General features: G+C 52.8%; 16 protein-coding genes. 9 read left to right on the top strand and 7 right to left on the bottom strand.

From position 1 onward, the window contains the following. Window positions 1–47: 47 nt before the first annotated feature. The 3 genes from ftsZ (at window position 48) to lpxC (ending at window position 2,971) form a co-directional block, all read left to right on the top strand. Complete coding sequence (gene ftsZ, locus ACVL1J_RS09880) at window positions 48–1,217, top strand: cell division protein FtsZ (protein ID WP_159572482.1); 1,170 nt, start codon at window positions 48–50, stop codon at window positions 1,215–1,217. Between the two features lie 183 nt (window positions 1,218–1,400). Beyond that, entirely contained in the window at window positions 1,401–1,904 is a 504-nt protein-coding gene (locus tag ACVL1J_RS09885; RefSeq protein ID WP_159572484.1) for a peroxiredoxin, read from the top strand. 146 nt (window positions 1,905–2,050) lie between these two features. Further along, window positions 2,051–2,971 (top strand): UDP-3-O-acyl-N-acetylglucosamine deacetylase, encoded by a 921-nt coding sequence (gene lpxC / locus ACVL1J_RS09890; RefSeq protein ID WP_341236562.1) that lies wholly within the window; start codon window positions 2,051–2,053, stop codon window positions 2,969–2,971. A gap of 65 nt (window positions 2,972–3,036) precedes the next feature. On the opposite strand, the gene ACVL1J_RS09895 is transcribed toward lpxC, so the two are convergent. After that, a complete protein-coding gene (locus ACVL1J_RS09895) occupies window positions 3,037–3,444 on the bottom strand; it encodes a hypothetical protein (RefSeq protein WP_159572488.1) in 408 nt (135 codons plus the stop codon). A gap of 112 nt (window positions 3,445–3,556) precedes the next feature. Here ACVL1J_RS09895 and ACVL1J_RS09900 point away from each other — a divergent pair, with 112 nt between their 5' ends. The 5 genes from ACVL1J_RS09900 to ACVL1J_RS09920 all read left to right on the top strand — a co-directional run bounded on the left by ACVL1J_RS09900 (window position 3,557) and on the right by ACVL1J_RS09920 (window position 10,514). Beyond that, complete coding sequence (locus ACVL1J_RS09900) at window positions 3,557–4,534, top strand: M23 family metallopeptidase (protein WP_159572490.1); 978 nt, start codon at window positions 3,557–3,559, stop codon at window positions 4,532–4,534. Between the two features lie 100 nt (window positions 4,535–4,634). Continuing rightward, the gene (gene secA, locus ACVL1J_RS09905) at window positions 4,635–7,400 is read left to right on the top strand and encodes a preprotein translocase subunit SecA (RefSeq protein ID WP_341236561.1); all 2,766 of its coding nucleotides are present in this window, start codon (window positions 4,635–4,637) and stop codon (window positions 7,398–7,400) included. Between the two features lie 36 nt (window positions 7,401–7,436). Further along, on the top strand, window positions 7,437–8,666 hold the full coding sequence (argJ, locus tag ACVL1J_RS09910; RefSeq protein WP_341236560.1) for a bifunctional glutamate N-acetyltransferase/amino-acid acetyltransferase ArgJ: 1,230 nt from the start codon (window positions 7,437–7,439) through the stop codon (window positions 8,664–8,666). A gap of 13 nt (window positions 8,667–8,679) precedes the next feature. Then, window positions 8,680–9,546: an ATP-binding protein gene (locus ACVL1J_RS09915; RefSeq protein ID WP_159572496.1), complete on the top strand. Its 867-nt coding sequence runs from the start codon at window positions 8,680–8,682 to the stop codon at window positions 9,544–9,546. A gap of 20 nt (window positions 9,547–9,566) precedes the next feature. Further along, entirely contained in the window at window positions 9,567–10,514 is a 948-nt protein-coding gene (locus tag ACVL1J_RS09920; RefSeq protein WP_159572498.1) for a Nudix family hydrolase, read from the top strand. A gap of 9 nt (window positions 10,515–10,523) precedes the next feature. On the opposite strand, the gene zapD is transcribed toward ACVL1J_RS09920, so the two are convergent. The 6 genes from zapD to ACVL1J_RS09950 all read right to left on the bottom strand — a co-directional run bounded on the left by zapD (window position 10,524) and on the right by ACVL1J_RS09950 (window position 16,932). Beyond that, window positions 10,524–11,285: a cell division protein ZapD gene (zapD, locus tag ACVL1J_RS09925; RefSeq protein ID WP_371717467.1), complete on the bottom strand. Its 762-nt coding sequence runs from the start codon at window positions 11,283–11,285 to the stop codon at window positions 10,524–10,526. 120 nt (window positions 11,286–11,405) lie between these two features. Further along, window positions 11,406–12,032 carry a dephospho-CoA kinase gene (gene coaE / locus ACVL1J_RS09930; protein WP_341236559.1) on the bottom strand — a complete coding sequence of 209 codons (627 nt, stop codon included), beginning with the start codon at window positions 12,030–12,032 and terminating at the stop codon, window positions 11,406–11,408. Window positions 12,033–12,039: 7 nt separating this feature from the next. After that, window positions 12,040–12,879 carry a prepilin peptidase gene (locus tag ACVL1J_RS09935; RefSeq protein WP_341236558.1) on the bottom strand — a complete coding sequence of 280 codons (840 nt, stop codon included), beginning with the start codon at window positions 12,877–12,879 and terminating at the stop codon, window positions 12,040–12,042. After that, window positions 12,876–14,114 (bottom strand): type II secretion system F family protein, encoded by a 1,239-nt coding sequence (locus ACVL1J_RS09940; RefSeq protein ID WP_341236557.1) that lies wholly within the window; start codon window positions 14,112–14,114, stop codon window positions 12,876–12,878. The genes ACVL1J_RS09935 and ACVL1J_RS09940 overlap by 4 nt, the downstream gene beginning before the upstream one ends. Before the next feature lie 20 nt (window positions 14,115–14,134). Continuing rightward, window positions 14,135–15,832, bottom strand: a complete 1,698-nt coding sequence (gene pilB, locus ACVL1J_RS09945; RefSeq protein ID WP_341236556.1) for a type IV-A pilus assembly ATPase PilB — start codon at window positions 15,830–15,832, stop codon at window positions 14,135–14,137. Between the two features lie 107 nt (window positions 15,833–15,939). Beyond that, window positions 15,940–16,932, bottom strand: coding sequence for a polyprenyl synthetase family protein (locus ACVL1J_RS09950; RefSeq protein WP_341236555.1), 993 nt, complete (start codon window positions 16,930–16,932; stop codon window positions 15,940–15,942). A 215-nt stretch (window positions 16,933–17,147) separates the two neighbouring features. Here ACVL1J_RS09950 and rplU point away from each other — a divergent pair, with 215 nt between their 5' ends. After that, on the top strand, window positions 17,148–17,459 hold the full coding sequence (gene rplU, locus ACVL1J_RS09955; RefSeq protein ID WP_130558484.1) for a 50S ribosomal protein L21: 312 nt from the start codon (window positions 17,148–17,150) through the stop codon (window positions 17,457–17,459). The last annotated feature ends 4 nt before the right edge of the window (window positions 17,460–17,463 follow it).

Here is a 17,463-nt window from a genome sequence, read left to right on the forward strand (position 1 = left end):
AATTTTTTCGGCGATGTTCAATTTTTGCTAGATAGGAGGCAAACACCATGTCATTTGAAATTCTCGAGACAGAAACTCAAGGGACTGTCATTAAGGTTGTAGGTGTAGGCGGCGCAGGCGGTAACGCGGTGGCCCACATGATTGCGCAAGGCGTACAAAACGTCGAATTCATTTGCGCCAACACCGATGCACAGGCCTTGGCCAAAACCAAAGCCAATGTGCTCATTCAGCTGGGTAAAACTGGTTTGGGTGCGGGCGCAAAACCCGAGGCTGGCCGTCAGGCTGCTGAAGAAGACCGTGACCGCATTCGCGATGCACTGCGTGGCGCGCACATGGTGTTCATCACGGCAGGCATGGGCGGTGGTACAGGTACTGGTGCTGCACCTGTGGTTGCTGAGGTAGCTCAGGAGCTGGGTATTCTGACGGTGGCTGTTGTGACCAAGCCTTTTGAGTTTGAAGGCAACAAGCGTTGCAAGGCCGCAGAAGAAGGTCTTGAAAAGCTGTCCAGCAAAGTGAATTCACTGATTATTGTGCTGAACGAAAAGCTACTCGAAGTGGTTGGCGACGATGCCACACAAGAAGACTGCTTTATTGCAGCCGACGATGTGTTGCACAACGCCTGCGCGGGTATTGCTGAAATCATCAACGTAGAAGGCAACGTGAACGTCGACTTCGAAGATGTGAAAACCATCATGTCGGAAGTGGGTAAGGCCATGATGGGTACAGCCACCGCCAACGGCCCTGAGCGCGCGCGTGAAGCGGCCGAGCAAGCCATTGCATCGCCATTGTTGGAAGGTGTCGATTTGTCGGGTGCTCGTGGCGTGTTGGTCAACATCACTTCGAGCAAGAGCCTGAAGCTGAAAGAAACCAAGGAAGTCATGAACATCATTCGTGCCTATGCTGCGGAAGATGCAACGGTGATTTTCGGTACCGCCTACGATGAAACCATGGGTGACGATTTGCGTGTCACAGTGGTTGCTACAGGTTTGGGCCGCAAGGTAGCCAAGCCGACTTTGGTGCAGGCCGAGCAGTATCAACCCATGGCACGCACCGGTACGTTTGATGCGGTCAGCGGTCAGCAAGGTGAAACGGATTACGCCATACCGGCTGTGTTCCGCAATCCGCGCGACAATGCTGCATCACGTGTACAAGCTTTGCAGGACAGTGGCATGGACCGGTTTGATATTCCCGCATTTTTGCGCCGTCAAGCGGACTAAACGCGGCACAGTATTCAACGCAAGCGATCAGTTTTTCGAGAACATTTTCGGAAAGTGAATGTCCTATCAACACCCTCGGTAGTTCGCGGGTGAAGTTTGCAGTTTTGCCGAAGACTGCAAATCCGCGATCTACTCAGGGTCGCTTGTGTGGTGTATTTTTGAGGTTTTAGGAGAAGCATTAAAATGACAATCAAGATCGGTGACAAACTGCCCAACGCAACGGTGTATGAGTTTTTCCACGAGGAAACCGAAGGGTGTGCTTTAGGACCCAACAAATTTGAAGTGGAAAAAGAGTTGGCCGGTAAAACGGTTGCGATTCTCGCTTTGCCCGGCGCTTACACGCCAACCTGTTCTGCGAAGCATGTGCCTGGTTTTATCCAGAATTTCGACGCATTCAAAGCAAAGGGCGTTGATGAAATTTGGTGCATTTCCGTGAACGACGCGTTTGTGATGGGCATGTGGGGCAAGTCCATGGGTGCAGAAGGCAAAGTACGCATGTTGGCCGACGGATCTGCTGAACTCACCAAGAAAATTGGCCTGGAGCTGGACCTGACTGCTCGCGGCATGGGAATTCGATCCAATCGCTATTCCATGCTGGTAAAAGATGGCGTGGTAACCCAATTCAATCTGGAAGCACCCGGTGTTTTCGAGAACAGTACTGCTGAAAAGCTGTTGTCGCAAATTTAAGAAATAACTGTAGAAACGGGGTAAATCGTGCAATTTTGCGACACTTTTACTCCTTTTTAACCCTAATTGGAGTTTGACCTCCATAAAAAATCTTGGGTTGACCTAAACGGGTGGTTACACTTCCGTGACAATTCAAGGAAAGTTGAGTGAAACAGAGAACCTTAAAACAAGTGTTGAGCGCCACGGGAATCGGCTTGCATTCTGGCAAGCGGGTGACCATGACGCTGCGACCTGCGCCACCTGACACGGGTATTGTGTTCAGGCGCGTTGATCTGCCAGAGCCCGTGGACTTCCCGGTTAATGCCCTGGCGATTGGCGACACGCGCATGGCCTCCACGCTTGAAAAGGACGGCGCCAAGGTTTCAACCATCGAGCATTTGATGTCCGCCCTGTGTGGTTTGGGCGTTGATAACGCCTACATTGATCTCACGGCGGTTGAAGTGCCCATTATGGATGGCAGTGCCATTTCGTTTGTTTTTCTCATTCAGCAAGCCGGATTGGTTGAACAGTCCGCCTTGAAAAAATTCATCCGTGTGAAGAAAGCCGTGGAAGTGCGGGAAGGCGAGGGCGCAAGCCTGAAATATGCCAGCTTGACGCCCTACGATGGTTTCCGCCTGAAATTTGAAATTGATTTTGGTCACCCCGCGATCGATAAAACCGGGCAAATGGTTGAAATCGACTTCTCCAGCACATCATTTACCCGGGACATCGCTCGGGCGCGAACCTTTGGTTTCACACAAGACGTCGAAACCTTGCGTAATCTTGGCCTGGCCCTTGGGGGTAATTTGGACAACGCGATTGTGATGGACGAATACCGAATCCTGAATTCGGACGGTTTGCGTTACGACGACGAGTTCGTGAAACACAAGGTATTGGACGCAATCGGCGATCTCTATGTGATTGGGCACCCCATTATCGGCGAGTACCAGGCGTATCGATCCGGCCATGGTCTAAACAATCAGTTGATTCGAGCCCTGATTAAAGACCCCTCTGCGTTTGAAGTGGTGACCTTCGAAAGTGTCAGGGAAACACCTACTGTATTTAGGGCAGATTGGGCAGTTGCCTAAATGTCCGAATGTAAAATAGTATTAATCTCAACAAAATCTGGTGGTTTTGGGATACATTCCAGAAATTACTTGAATTTGTGATGTTTGTTCAGTGCTTGAGTAGCCGCTTTCAAAGGCGAATCCCCAAGCCGGTTTTCAAGGTCTAGCCACGCTTTTCTAGCGGCATCCGAGAAAACAGCCCTTTTTGGGCGACGCTCCAACTGCTTCGATGTCAAAGGGTTGGTTTGTATTTGAAGCTGAATTTCGTTTATATTCATGCCCGAGCCCTGCAGATGCTGAATCAGGCTGGGTAAGGATTGCCTCAGGCGCGTCAGCGCCGCCGGGGTCGACACGAAAATTTTTAGTTTGTCTTTTTTGATTGGTCCAACACTGAAGGTCACGCCACGAAGCGTGGGCCAAGTGTGAATAATCTTCTCAAGTCGACGCGATTGCGCCGCTTGGGTGATTAACGAGCTTGTTTGTGGTTCCTGCATCAGGCTTGCCAAGGGAGATAATGCGGAATGCTTTGGTTTCACCGGGTGTTCTCACTAAAACCCGTTAAAAACGGGTGAATTCGGTTCGCTACGCGGATTGAGGAGGTTATACATGCAGTTAATTCTTATGCGGGGTCCTTTCTCTCGCACCAGTGTACTCAGTATAAAGACCAGCCACGTTGCTTTGTTGCTTGTTTTGCTGGTTATGTTGGCGGGGTCGTTCATGGCCGCCGGCCTGTATTTGGCTGCGCGCTTCGGCGAAAGTATTCCCGTCGTTCAAGACATTGTATACACGCGCCAATTGGCCAAGCACCATGATGTGGCGGATACCGGAAGCCCGCTTGATGCCATGGCCATTCGCCTCGCCGAGATGCGAGCCCAACTTGCGCGTCTGGATGCTGTTAGCGTTCGATTGTTGAAGTCCAATGGACTTGACACCAAGGTGACCCTCACAGAGCAACTGGGCCAGGGTGGTCTGCAGCAAAAAGATGAAAAGTCGTTGAATTACCGGGAGGTTAAAACAGCCATTTCAGATGTTGCCAGCCAAATTGAACGACAGGCCGATGTATTCAGCATTATTGATACGGACCTTCAGACTGCCCGCGTAAAATTCCTCAGTGTTCCCAATGAATCCCCGCTCACCGACACCATCGCTGTCAGTAACTTTGGTAACCGGATTGATCCTTTCACCGGGCGCCGCTCTACCCACGAAGGCATTGATTTCATTGCCCCGACCGGAACGCCCATTCTGGCTGCTGCTGCCGGTGTGGTGGTCGAAGCCAAATGGCATCCGGGTTACGGCAACATGGTAGAAATTGAACACAACAACAAAACTACCACCCGTTATGCACACGCTTCCAAGCTGTTGGTCAAGCCCGGAGACATCGTGCGACTTGGGCAAAAAATTGCGTTGGTTGGCAGTACAGGCCGATCTACAGGCCCCCACCTGCACTTTGAGGTGCGTGTCGATGGTGTACCTCAAAATCCGAATAAGTTTCTTGAAAAGAATGGCCTTCCCCGTCCTGGCCCTTCAACTGTTGCTGCCTTGAACGGCTTATTCTCGGAAAGCGCTGCAGGCCCGCTGGACTAAGCTTCGCGTGCTAAACTTCTAGGCTGTTTTTGGAATCGACCGGACCCAAAACCCGGTCGATTGACTTTCTGGCCCCCAAAGGGTCGAACCAGCCGACATTATGATCACAGACACTCTGAAAAAGCTTTTTGGCAGCCGCAATGAACGGTTGTTGAAAACCTACCGTAAAACCGTCAACCAAATCAATGCACTAGAGCCAACCGTTCAGGCTTTGAGCGACGAGGCCTTGCGCGCAAAAACTGCCGAATTCAAAGAGCGCCTGGCCAAGGGCGATGCGCTGGAGAGCCTGTTGCCTGAAGCCTTCGCCGTTGTGCGCGAAGCCAGCGTGCGGGTGTTCGGCATGCGGCACTTCGATGTGCAGCTGATCGGCGGTATGGCCCTGCATCAAGGCAAAATTTCAGAAATGCGCACCGGTGAGGGTAAAACACTGGTGGCGACCTTGCCAGCCTACCTCAACGCGCTGGAGGGCAAAGGTGTTCACGTGATCACCGTGAACGATTACCTGGCCTCTCGCGATGCTGCCTGGATGGGCAAGCTGTACGGCTTTCTGGGCTTGAGCGTGGGTTGCAACCTGTCAAGAATGCCGCATGACCAAAAGCAGACTGCATACGCATCGGACATCACCTACGGTACCAACAACGAATTCGGTTTTGATTACCTGCGCGACAATATGGTCTACAGCGTTGGCGAGCGTGTGCAGCGTGGGCTGAACTACGCGATCGTCGACGAGGTGGATTCAATTTTGATCGATGAGGCTCGCACGCCCTTGATCATCTCGGGCCCAGCCGATGATCACACCGAGATGTACCGCAAGCTGGACGGCTTGCCGAAGCAATTGGTGCGCATGCAAAGCGAGCAAAAGCCTGGCGAAGAGGAAGTGCCGGGTGACTTTTATGTCGATGAGAAAGGTCACCAAATCCAGGTGAGCGAGACTGGCCACGAGAAGGCTGAGCAAATTCTGACCCAGATGGGATTGTTGCCAGAAGGTGCCAGCCTTTACGATGCGGCCAATATTTCATTGATGCACCATGTGATGGCTGCGTTGCGAGCCCACAATCTGTTCCACAAAGACCAGCACTATGTGGTCCAGAACGGCGAAGTAATCATCGTTGACGAATTCACCGGTCGCTTGATGCCAGGTCGCCGTTGGTCCGACGGCTTGCACCAGGCCGTGGAAGCCAAGGAAGGCGTTCGTATTCAGGCCGAGAACCAAACGCTGGCCTCAATCACGTTCCAGAATTACTTCCGCATGTACAAGAAGCTGTCTGGTATGACCGGTACAGCCGACACAGAAGCGTTTGAATTCCAGTCCATTTACGGCCTGGAAACTGTACTGATTCCAACACACCGCCCTATTCAGCGCAAAGATTCACAAGACAAAATCTACAAAAGCGCCCGTGAAAAATACAACGCAATTCTTGAAGACATCAAGGACTGCTACGAGCGTGGCCAACCTGTGTTGGTGGGTACCACCTCCATCGAGAATTCCGAGCTGATCGCCAGTTTCCTCGAAAAAGAGAAGTTGCCCCACAATGTGCTGAATGCCAAGCAACACGAGCGAGAGGCCGAGATTGTGGCCCAGGCAGGGCGTCCCAAAGCCATTACCATTGCAACCAACATGGCGGGTCGTGGTACCGACATTGTGCTGGGCGGTAACCTGGAACGTGAGCTTGCAGGCATTGAAAACAATCCCGAAATTGACGAAGCTGCCAAGCCCGCCTTGATCGAGAAATCACGCGCCGAATGGAAGCTTCGCAATGAGGCTGTGTTGACCTCGGGCGGCTTGCATATTATTGGTTGCGAGCGCCACGAAAGCCGTCGAATTGACAACCAGTTGCGTGGTCGTGCCGGTCGCCAAGGCGACGCCGGTTCTTCACGTTTTTACTTGTCGATGGAAGATCAGTTGCTGCGTATTTTTGCGGGTGACCGCGTACGCGCCATCATGGAACGACTGAAGCTGCCAGAAGGTGAAGCGATTGAAGCGGGCATTGTGTCCCGTTCCATTGAGTCGGCCCAACGCAAAGTTGAAGGCCGCAACTTTGATATTCGCAAGCAATTGCTCGAATATGACGACGTCTCGAATGAACAGCGCAAGATTATTTATACGCAGCGCAATGAAATTCTGGAATCTGCTGAAATTCGCGAAACCATTGGCAACCTGCGCCACGGCGCTTTGGAGGCAGTCTTCCGCGAGTACATCCCTGAAGAGTCCGTAGAAGAGCAATGGGATCTGGAAGGCTTGGAGACCGTGCTGCGCAATGAGTATCACCTGGAAGCCACCTTGCGCAAATGGCTGGAAGAGGATGCGAAAAGCTCGGATGAAGACTTCCTGAAGCGAATTCTTCAAATGGCCGATGAAATTTACGAAGCCAAAGTTCAGTTGGTCGGTGTGGATTCCTTTGCCAAGTTTGAAAAAACATTGTTGTTGCAAAGCATTGATACGCATTGGCGCGAACATTTGGCTGCACTGGATTACCTGCGTCAGGGTATTCACTTGCGCGGCTATGCCCAGAAAAACCCCAAACAGGAATACAAGCGTGAAGCCTTCGAGTTGTTTGGTGCTTTGCTGAATCGCGTACGCGATGAAGTGGCCAAAGTGCTGCTCACCGTGCGTGTTCAATCCGCCGAACAGGTTCAGCAGGCTGAGCAGCAGTTGGAGCAGCAAGCGTCGTCCCATTTGGACAAGGTTCAGTATCAGCACGCCGAAGTAACAAGCGATGATGAGGATGCCTCGGCAGGTGATGAACAGGGGGCAGCAGCTCCCGCCAACGTGCCACGCCGCGTGAGTGAAAAAGTGGGCCGCAACGACCCTTGCCCGTGTGGTTCAGGCAGGAAGTACAAGCAGTGCCACGGAAAAATTGCCTAATTGTATTGAAGTCAACGTGCCAGGGAGCTGACCGCCATGCCCGTGAATTTGAATGTACCCTTAGCTGAATCACTGTTCCCCGTTGCCGGGCTGGACATGGGTTATGCCATGGCCCAAATTCGCAAGCCCAACCGAAAGGATGTGTTGGTCGTGCGTGTGGCCGAAGGCAGCAGCGTGGCGGGGGTGTTTACAAAAAACCGTTTTTGCGCGGCTCCTGTGCAGGTGTGTCAAGCCAATTTGAAGGCTGGCAAAGGCATTCGTGCCCTGGTGGTGAACACCGGCTGTGCCAATGCAGGCACGGGTGAACGTGGATTGGCTGATGCGCGTGCAACCACCGCCAAAGTGGCTGAATTGCTGGGTGTGCAGCCCGAGCAGGTGTTGGTGTTTTCAACCGGGGTTATTCTTGAAAACCTGCCGATGGACCGTTTGCTGCTGGGCATTGATCAAGCCGTTGCCGGTTTGGGCAAAGCCGATTGGCTGGATGCAGCTACAGCCATCATGACCACCGACACATTGCCCAAGGCAAGCAGCCGCAAATTGAAAGTGGGTTCCGGTGAAATTTCAATCACCGGTGTGTCCAAAGGGGCTGGCATGATCCGCCCCAATATGGCGACCATGCTGGGCTATTTGGCCACCGATGCGACCGTTGCACAGCCTGTGCTGGAAAAGTGGACCACTGCGATGGCAGATGCCTCGTTCAATCGAATTACAATCGATGGCGATACGTCCACCAACGACAGTTTTGTGGTCATTGCCACGGGTAAAAGCAAGGCAGTGAATATTCAAACCGGCAATGAGCCCGAAGCTGCAGCCGTGTTCGAAGCATTAAAAGCTGAATCGATCAAGCTGGCCCAGGCGATTGTGCGCGATGGTGAAGGCGCCACCAAATTCATTACGGTGAAGGTGGAGCAGGCCGGTAACGAAGACGAAGCCTTGAAAGTGGCCTATGCAATTGGCCATTCGCCCTTGGTGAAAACCGCATTCTTTGCATCGGACCCCAACCTTGGTCGCATTTTGGCAGCGGTAGGGTATGCAGGCATTGATGATCTGGATCAAACCAAAATTCAACTTTATTTGGGCGATGTGTATGTGGCCCAAAATGGCGGTCGCCATCCGGACTACCGGGAAGAGCAAGGCCAGGCCGTGATGAACGACGCTGAAATTACCGTGCGTGTTCAGTTGGGGCGTGGCGATGCCAGTACCACGGTGTGGACTACCGATTTTTCGCATGAGTACGTCACCATCAATGCGGACTACCGCAGTTAAGCGCGGCTGAACCATGAGCACCCAACACAACGATAGCAAGGCCATTCTTGAGCAACTTGGCCGAATCGCCCAGGCCTTGGAACAGGGGGTGATGAAAGCCCCGAATAACTGGAATGCCTCCACGGCATTCCGCTTGCACCACCGGGCCGGTCAATTGCGCCTTGAGCCTGTAAAAACAGTCGAATCGTTGGATGCCGCTGTGCTCAAGAATATTGGCCCGCAGCTAGAAAAGGTCGACCAGAACACCCATCAGTTTGTGAAAGGCCTGCCCGCCAACAATGTGTTGTTGACTGGTGCGCGTGGCACAGGCAAATCCAGTTTGGTGCGTGCCATGTTGAGCCGCTATGCACCACAGGGTTTGCGGCTGATCGAAGTGGACAAGTCTGATCTACTGTTTTTGCAAGACGTGGTGGATTTGGTCAATGGCCGGCCTGAACGCTTCATTGTGTTTTGCGACGATCTTTCTTTCGAGGAAGGTGAGGCTGGTTACAAAGCATTGAAAAGCGTGCTGGACGGTTCGATTGCCGGTACTTCCGACAACGTACTGATCTACGCCACGTCCAACCGCCGCCATTTGCTGCCGCAAATGATGAAAGACAACCTTCAAACCCAACACTTGGACAACGGCGAAATTCGCCCAGCCGAGGGCATTGAAGAAAAGGTTTCTTTGTCCGACCGTTTTGGTGTGTGGGTTTCATTTCATGCATTCAACCAGGATGAATACCTGGCGGCTGTGCAAGTGTGGCTGGAGCATTTCAACATGCCATACACCGACGAAGCTCGTCATATCGCGCTTCGCTGGACCATTGAGCGCGGCAGCCGCAGCGGTCGTCTGGCTTACCAGTTTGCCAAGCACTGGGCAGGCTCCAAAGGTTTGTGAGCCGAGTTGAGGGTATGCACTTGAAACCCAGAATCGACGTTGCTGTGGCCGTGGTCTTCAATGCCAAAGGCCAGGTGCTGTGGGGTTGTCGGCCAGAAGGAAAGCCTTATGCCGGTTACTGGGAGTTCCCCGGTGGCAAGGTTGAGCCTGATGAAACAGTGTGGCAAGCCCTTGTACGTGAGTTAAAGGAAGAACTGGACATCACCGCGAAGGAAGGTGGCCCGTGGTTCCGCATTGAACACGATTACGAGCACGCCAATGTGCGTTTGCATTTGTACCGCGTGTGGCGTTTTGAAGGCACACCCAAATCGCTTGAGCAGCAGCAATTCACTTGGGCCAGCCTTGACAGTTCAGATCTTTCCCCGATTTTGCCTGCGACCGAACCCCTTTTGCCTAAATTGGCTCAGCCCACGGCAATGGCGTTGAGCAATTACGAGGCTGGGTTCGAGGCTTGTGTCAAACGGTTGGAACAAGCCTTGAGCGTCAACAGGGTGCCAGTTTATGTTCAATTTCGGGAGAAGCAGCTGAACGGGGATGTTCTGATTCAGGCATTTGAACACTGTTACAGCCTGTGTCAGAAAACCGGGCAGGCGATGCTGTTGAATTCCGATACCTGGTTAAACCTCCGAGAACATCTGGATAACTTGCCATGCCCGCTGCATTTGACGCAAGCGCATTTGCTGTCCGGTCAGTTTCAGGATTTGCAATGTGCCGGTGCGTCTGTGCATGATGCAGACAGTCTGCGAATTGCCTTCGATCGTGGCTTGAGTTACGCCGTGTTGGGTGCAGTGAAGCAAACCGCTTCGCATCCTGGGCAGCCTGGTTTGGGCTGGGCACAATTTCTTGAAATGGCTCAAGCTGCGCGTTTGCCGGTGTTTGCAATTGGTGGTTTGGGTTGGGAAGATATGTGCGACGCCCGTTTGCACGGCGCGCACGGTATTGCCATGCTAAGTCAGTTCAAGGCTTAGGGCTTGGCATTACAAATTACACAGTCTGATTTTGAGTTCGATCGGTTCCAGGTAGGGGTTGTTTTTGCTGACCCCGTTGGCGTTCGGAATATTGAAGCGAATCCACAGCATGTATTTGTTGGCGCTGAACTCGGGCACAACTTCAAGCTCGCTAGGTAAATCAACCCGTAACAGCTGAAATGTTTTGCCGCTCATTTGTTGCGTGTAGTTTCCTTGCTCGGCCGTGACCGCACTCATTTCACCGCTGTGGCGCAGTATTTTCAATACCAACTCAATAGCTTTGGCCAGGGGACGCATGGGTTCAAACCAAGCCTCCATGTCGACTCGGCGTGCCTGGGCAGATCGGGATTGCCAGCGGTGGTAGCCAGGCAAATCAAATTCGCAAACACCGCCTGGTATGGAGCAACGGCTGCGAATAATCATGAGGAACTCGTTGTCACGCAGGTGATAGCCAAGCCTGCCATTGCATTGGTTTAGCTGAGTCGCGGTTGAATCAATGCTCGCGAGCGTTTCTTCGAGCATGTTGCGGTCAACACCTGGGTGGCCACGAAATTGCACCAGCGATGCGCGTTGCCGGTCAAGTTCTTGAAGCAAATCGCTTTTCAAGTCGGCTCTTGAGCCTACTTCAATGATTTCAAACAGGGTGAGCAGCGCGGTGTGATGGTCCAGGCGATGGTCTTGAGACATGAAAAAGCCAAACTTGGCGAATAAATCTTCAAGGCGCAACAGCGTACGAATTCTCTCGTTGAGTGGAAACTCGTAAGTGGTGATTTGAGTGACCTGATTGGTGGTCTGTTGTTCGTCTGTAACTTGAGTCACCGAGCCATCGCAATTAAAAGGAACATCAGGTGTGATTGTGGCGCACCTGTGGTTTTCATGCAAATAGCAAGGTCACTTTTGCGCTTTTTTTATTAATTTTTGGTGCATAAAGTCGATTTTTTCGATCAATTCGGGTAGCTCGCCTTTGTTTTCGATCACCTGCGTTGCTCCCGCCAGTCGTGTCTCTCGTGTGGCCTGGTTTTGCATGACCGCGCGCACCTGAGCTTCCGGCCAGCCATTGCGTTGAATGACGCGTTGAACTTGTTTCTCTACAGGGCAGTCCACCACGACAATTTCGTCCATTAGCTCACCCCAGCCGCCTTTCTCAAACAGCAGTGGCACCACCAATACAAAGTACATGGGGGCACCCGCGTCGAGTTGTTGTTGAACAAGCTGGCGAATTTTTGGGTGAAGAATTTTTTCAAGCGCCTGGCGCTTTTCTGGTTCTTTGAACACCAATGCCCGCATGTGGTCTCGGTTCATGCTGCCATCGGGACGCAGGGCCTCGTTGCCAAATGCGCGTTGTATGTCGGGTATGGCCAGTCCCCCCGTTTTTGTCAGGCTGTGGGCGATTTCATCGGTGTCGATGACCGTGGCCCCCAGTGCTTGAAGCCGGTCGGAAACCGCTGTTTTCCCTGAACCGATTCCACCTGTCAGGCCAACTACCAGTTGTTTGGGTTTTTTTAAGGCGATGTGCATGGTTTGCTTAAATCCATTTGGTCAGGTCAAAGCCTGCCATCCACGCCAACGCGCCCATCACCAGGCAGGGGCCAAAGGGAAATGCGTCGGTTTTTTTCTTTCCGCGAATGGTTTGAATGATCAGGCCAAACACAATGCCCGAAACCGAGGCAAACAACACCACGCTGAACAGCGACGTAACGCCCAGCCAGGCACCGATCGCTGCCAGTAATTTGAAATCGCCGTAGCCCATGCCTTCTTTGCCGGTTGCCAGCTTGAACAGCTGATAAATCAGCCACAAAACAAGGTAGCCCAGTGCCGCACCCGATACGGCGCTGGCCAGCGGCACAAATGCGAAGAAAAGGTTGAACAGCAAACCGGCCCACAACAAGGGTAGGGTAATGCTGTCTGGTAACAGGTAAGTATCAAGGTCGATAAGCGCCAATACCAACAAGCTGGCCGCAAACACCATAAGGGCAAGGCCCACAACGCCGGGAGGATTGAGCCAGGCAATCGCCAGGAAGAGGCCGCCACACAACAGTTCAACCACTGGGTAGCGCATGGAGATTTGGCTTGAGCAATGGCCACATTTGCCACGCAACAACAGGTAAGAAAGCACCGGAATGTTGTGCCAGGCCTTCAGTGGGGTTTTGCAGGCGGGGCAATGGGATGCGGGCAGAAACAGGTTGAAGCGCGGAAATTCCTCGGGCTCGCGACCTTGAGCCTCGGCAAGGTCTGCGTCCCATGCGCGTTGCATCATGATGGGTAATCGGTGGGCCACTACATTGAGCAACGACCCGATACACAGTCCCAACAGTGCGCTAAGCGCCAGCCATTGGGCGGGCTCCAAACCATTCAGTGAGGTCAAACAATGTCTCCCATATTGAAGATCGGCATGTACATGCCCACAATCAGCACGCCCACCAGTATGCCAATAATGCACATAATCATGGGCTCCATCACGGTGGACAGTGTATCCACTTTGTCATCCAGGTTGGTCTCGTACTGATTGGCCAAGCGTTCCAGCATCGAGTCCATTCTTCCTGATTCTTCGCCAATGCGAATCATCTGGATGGATTCTGGCGGAAAAAGCCGACTGCCTTCCATGCTGTCTGAAACCCGGGCGCCCGAGGCCACGGCTTGTCGTATTTCAAGGGTGGCGTCCTGAAAACTTTGAATCTGAGACACGCTGGCCACCGACTCCAATGCAGAGGTAATCGGCACGCCCGATGCGCTCAAAGTGGCAAACGTGCGTGTCCAGCGGGCATGGACCGCTGTTTTCATCAGATCGCCGATAAGCGGCATGCGCAACAGAAGAATGTCCATGGCGTTCTTGAATCTTTGATTGCGACGGTACATTTGTAACAGGCTGTATATTCCCAGTACCAAAGCGCCGAGCACAATCAATCCGTATTCCTGAAGAAAGTCGGAGGCTTTCAACAAGATGGTGGTGAGCAAAGGCAGTTCGGCGTTGAACTGGGAGTAAATGGACTTGAACGAGGGCAGCACAAACAGCAACATGCCCACGGTGACCCCAATGGCCACCAGCACCACAATGCTTGGGTAGATCATTGCCTTGCGAACCTTTTGCCGAATGCGCAAGGTTTTTTCAATGTGGGTGGCCAAGCGACCCAATGCTGTATCCAGTTCACCGGCATTTTCACCCGCGGCCAGTGTGTTGCAGAACAAATTGTCGAAACAGCGGGGATGCTTGCGCATGGCTTCGCTCAGTTTCAAGCCGCTTTCTACGTCGGCGCGAATGGCTCTAACCACAGTTTGAATGGCTCGTTTGGATTTGCTGGTCATGCCGCCAGCAATCAAACCGAGGCTTTGCCCCAGGGGTACGCCCGACTGGATCATTACGGCCAGTTGCCTGACAAAAGAGGCCACCATGACCAGTTGAATATTGCTGCCTGTGTAGGGTTTGGCTTTTCGAAGCGAACTGGCCTTGACCCCCTGCCGGCTGAGTTGGTAGCGGGCGTGGTCAATTGATTTCGCTCTGATTTCACCTGACCGGGCCTTTTGTGCCTTGCCTTTGGGTTTCTCCGTCCACAGAAAAAGCAGTTCCCCGGAAGGGGATTTTTCTCTCAGGTTTGCATTCATTGTGCGCGCTCGCAAGCAGATTAATCGGCTTTTGTCGCGCTCAGAATTTCCTCAATGCTGGTGATGCCCAAGCGAACCTTGGCAACGCCCGATTCGCTCATGCTGGCAATGCCCTCTTGGCGAGCCAGGCGCTCCATGTCAAGTGCAGAGGCACCCGAAATAATGAGTTCCTGCATGGCTTCGGACACAGGCAGCACTTCGTAAATCCCGGTGCGACCTGAGTATCCTGTGCCATTGCAGGCCTCGCAGCCCACCGCGCAGAAGGGTGTCCAATCCTCTTGGGGGACCTCTTTTAACAGGCCAGAGGTGGTCAACGCTTGAAGCCCAAGCGGGTGCGGGGATTTGCAATTGCACAGTTTGCGCACCAGGCGCTGCGCAATGATCAGGCTGACCGAGGAGGCAATGTTGAAGGTTTCAACGCCCATGTTTTTCAGGCGGATGATGGACGACACGGCGTCGTTGGTGTGCAAGGTTGAGAGCACCTTGTGGCCTGTTTGAGAAGCCTTGATCGAGATGTCAGCGGTTTCGAGATCGCGGATTTCGCCAACCATGATCACATCGGGATCCTGGCGGAGCAAGGCGCGCAGGGCCTTTGCAAAGGTCAAGCCAATTCGTTCGTTGATGTTGACCTGATTAATTCCGGGCAGGTTGATTTCGGCGGGGTCTTCTACGGTGCTGATGTTGATCGAGTCATGGTTCAACATTTGCAGGAAGGTGTACAGCGACACGGTTTTGCCACTGCCGGTGGGGCCTGTGACCAGAATCATGCCATGTGGTTTTGCCAGTGCCTTTTCGACTGCGGCGCGCTGGGTGTTCTCAAAGCCGAGTTGTTCTAGTTTTAACAGTGACTTGCTCGAGTCGAGCAGGCGCATCACAATTTTTTCACCGAACAGGGTGGGCAGGGTGCTAACCCGGAAATCGATTTTGCGCTCATCGGCGCCCAAGGTGAGTCGAATGCGACCGTCCTGAGGGACCCGTGTTTCGGTGGTGTTCAAGCGGCTCATGATTTTGATTCGAGCTGCGATCTTTGATTTGGCAGCCAGTGGTGGCTGGGACGTTTCCTGAAGCAGGCCGTCGATTCGGAATCGAACCCGGTAACTTTTCTCGTAGGGTTCAAAGTGAATGTCTGAAGCGCCTTTCTTCAGGGCATCGCTGAGCACGCGTTGAACAAATCGCACAATTGGCGCGTCGTCCACATCGGGCGAAGTTTCTTCGTTGTTTGAATTGCCGGCATCGGATTCAACTTCGGTCAGCAAGCTTTCGTCCATGCCCTGTGAGGGGTCGTTTTTCTCAATCCGGCTCAGTAGCTTGTCGTATTCAACCACCACGGGCTCCACCTGCAGTTGGGTGCGGAATTTCAGTTGCTGAATCGTACTTAGGTCGGTGGGGTCGGCCATGGCCACGCTGAGTGATCCGTGGCGACGATTCAGTACAAAAGCTTCAAGCCCTTTCTCGGCCTGAATCAAATCTGTTTCAAGCCCTTCACGAGAATCGTCAAACTGGCTCAAGTCGAGCAATGGGTAACCGAAATGCTGGGCGACCGTGCTGGCAAGCAACTCCGCGCTTACCACGCCATTGCTCACAATCCATTCCGCGACCGATCTGCCTTGGGCTTCTTCAGCGGTCAATTGCTCAAGCTGCGCGCTGTCCAGAATTCCTTTGGCGGTCAATGCCCGTACAAGTCCCGAGCTTTTGACAACTGCACTACTGATGCTCATAGATCAAGGTCCTTGAAAGTGAACGGTTTGGATCAACAGCTGTATTGCCCAACTATGCGTATTCAGTATGTACTTATCAATCACCTAGGCGGATGTTTTTGTGCCAGTCAGGTGTTGCGATTCACCGCAACGTCGCACAACAGGGTCAGCGCTTCGGTGTACGGGTTCGGTGCCAAGGTACCCAATCGGATTTTGGCTGATTCGGCCAGTGCATGCGCCTTGTGTCGGGTGTAATTCAGCGAGCCGGTCTGTTCAATGCTCGCCATGATTGCGCTGACATCCTGGGTTCCACCGTTGGCAATGGCATCCCGAATTTGAGCCTGCACTTGTGGCGCTGCATGTTGCATGGCGTGAATCAGGGGCAGGGTGGGTTTGCCTTCACGCAGGTCATCGCCTACATTTTTGCCCAGGGCGGCACTTTCGCCAGCGTAATCCAGTACATCGTCGATCAGTTGAAAAGCGCTGCCCACTTCGGCGCCGAAGCGACCTAAATTCGCGGTGGTTTCAGTGTTCTGGCCGGTCACAATGCCAGCCAGCCGGCAAGAAGCCTCAAAAAGCTTGGCGGTTTTGAAGTCAATGACCTGCATGTACCGGGCTTCGGTCACGTCCGGGTCTTTGCAGTTGAGCAACTGGAGCACTTCACCCTCGGCAATCGTGTTCGTGGCTTCCGAGAGCACGTCCATCACGTCCATCAGGCCGATCTTGACCATCATTTGAAACGAGCGGGAGTACAGGAAGTCGCCCACCAGCACGGCGGCAGAGTTTCCATATTCTGCATTCGCAGTCAGGCGACCGCGGCGCATATCGGACTCATCGACCACGTCATCGTGCAGCAGGGTGGCTGTGTGGATGAATTCAACGATTGCTGCCAATTCAATGGCTTGCGACATTTGTAGGGGGTTGGCACCCAAGGCGCGGGCTGTCAGAATAACCAATGCTGGCCGCAAACGCTTTCCGCCTGCGTTGATGATGTAGTCGCTGATCTGGTTGATCAGGCTAACCTCGGAATGCAGGCTGGTGCGAATGATTTGATCAAGTTGTTGCATGTCGGCTGCAATGGGCAGCAACACACTTTTCACACTGGGCGCAGGGCTAGGCATGGGTTTTGAGGCATATGTAGGTTAATTGCGTTGCGCATATTGTACTTGAGGGTGTTTGCGAAAAGCCGCACAGGGTTTACAGAATGTACCAACTTTGCGCACAAGGCTTTGACATCATTGAATTTTCCGAGCATAATTGCGGGCTATCCGAATTTTTTCGGGTTCAAATCTTTGAAAGTTTGATTAAAGACTTTGGTTAAATTTAAGGGTCAACTATGTACGCGGTCATAAAAACCGGTGGTAAACAATACAAAGTTATCGCTGGTGAAAAACTTAAAGTAGAACAGATACCTGCTGACATTGGCCAAGAAATCTCTCTGGACGAAGTGCTTGCCGTTGGTAGCGGTGACACAGTTAAAGTGGGCACTCCACTGGTTCAAGGGGCTTCGGTCAAGGCAGTTGTTTTGGCACACGGTCGTCACGATAAAGTGAAGATCTTCAAGATGCGTCGTCGCAAGCACTACCAAAAGCGTCAAGGCCATCGCCAGAACTACACTCAAATCCAGATCCAAGCCATCAACGCTTGATAGA

This window comes from Limnobacter sp. G6BE5S (genome assembly GCF_058448965.1).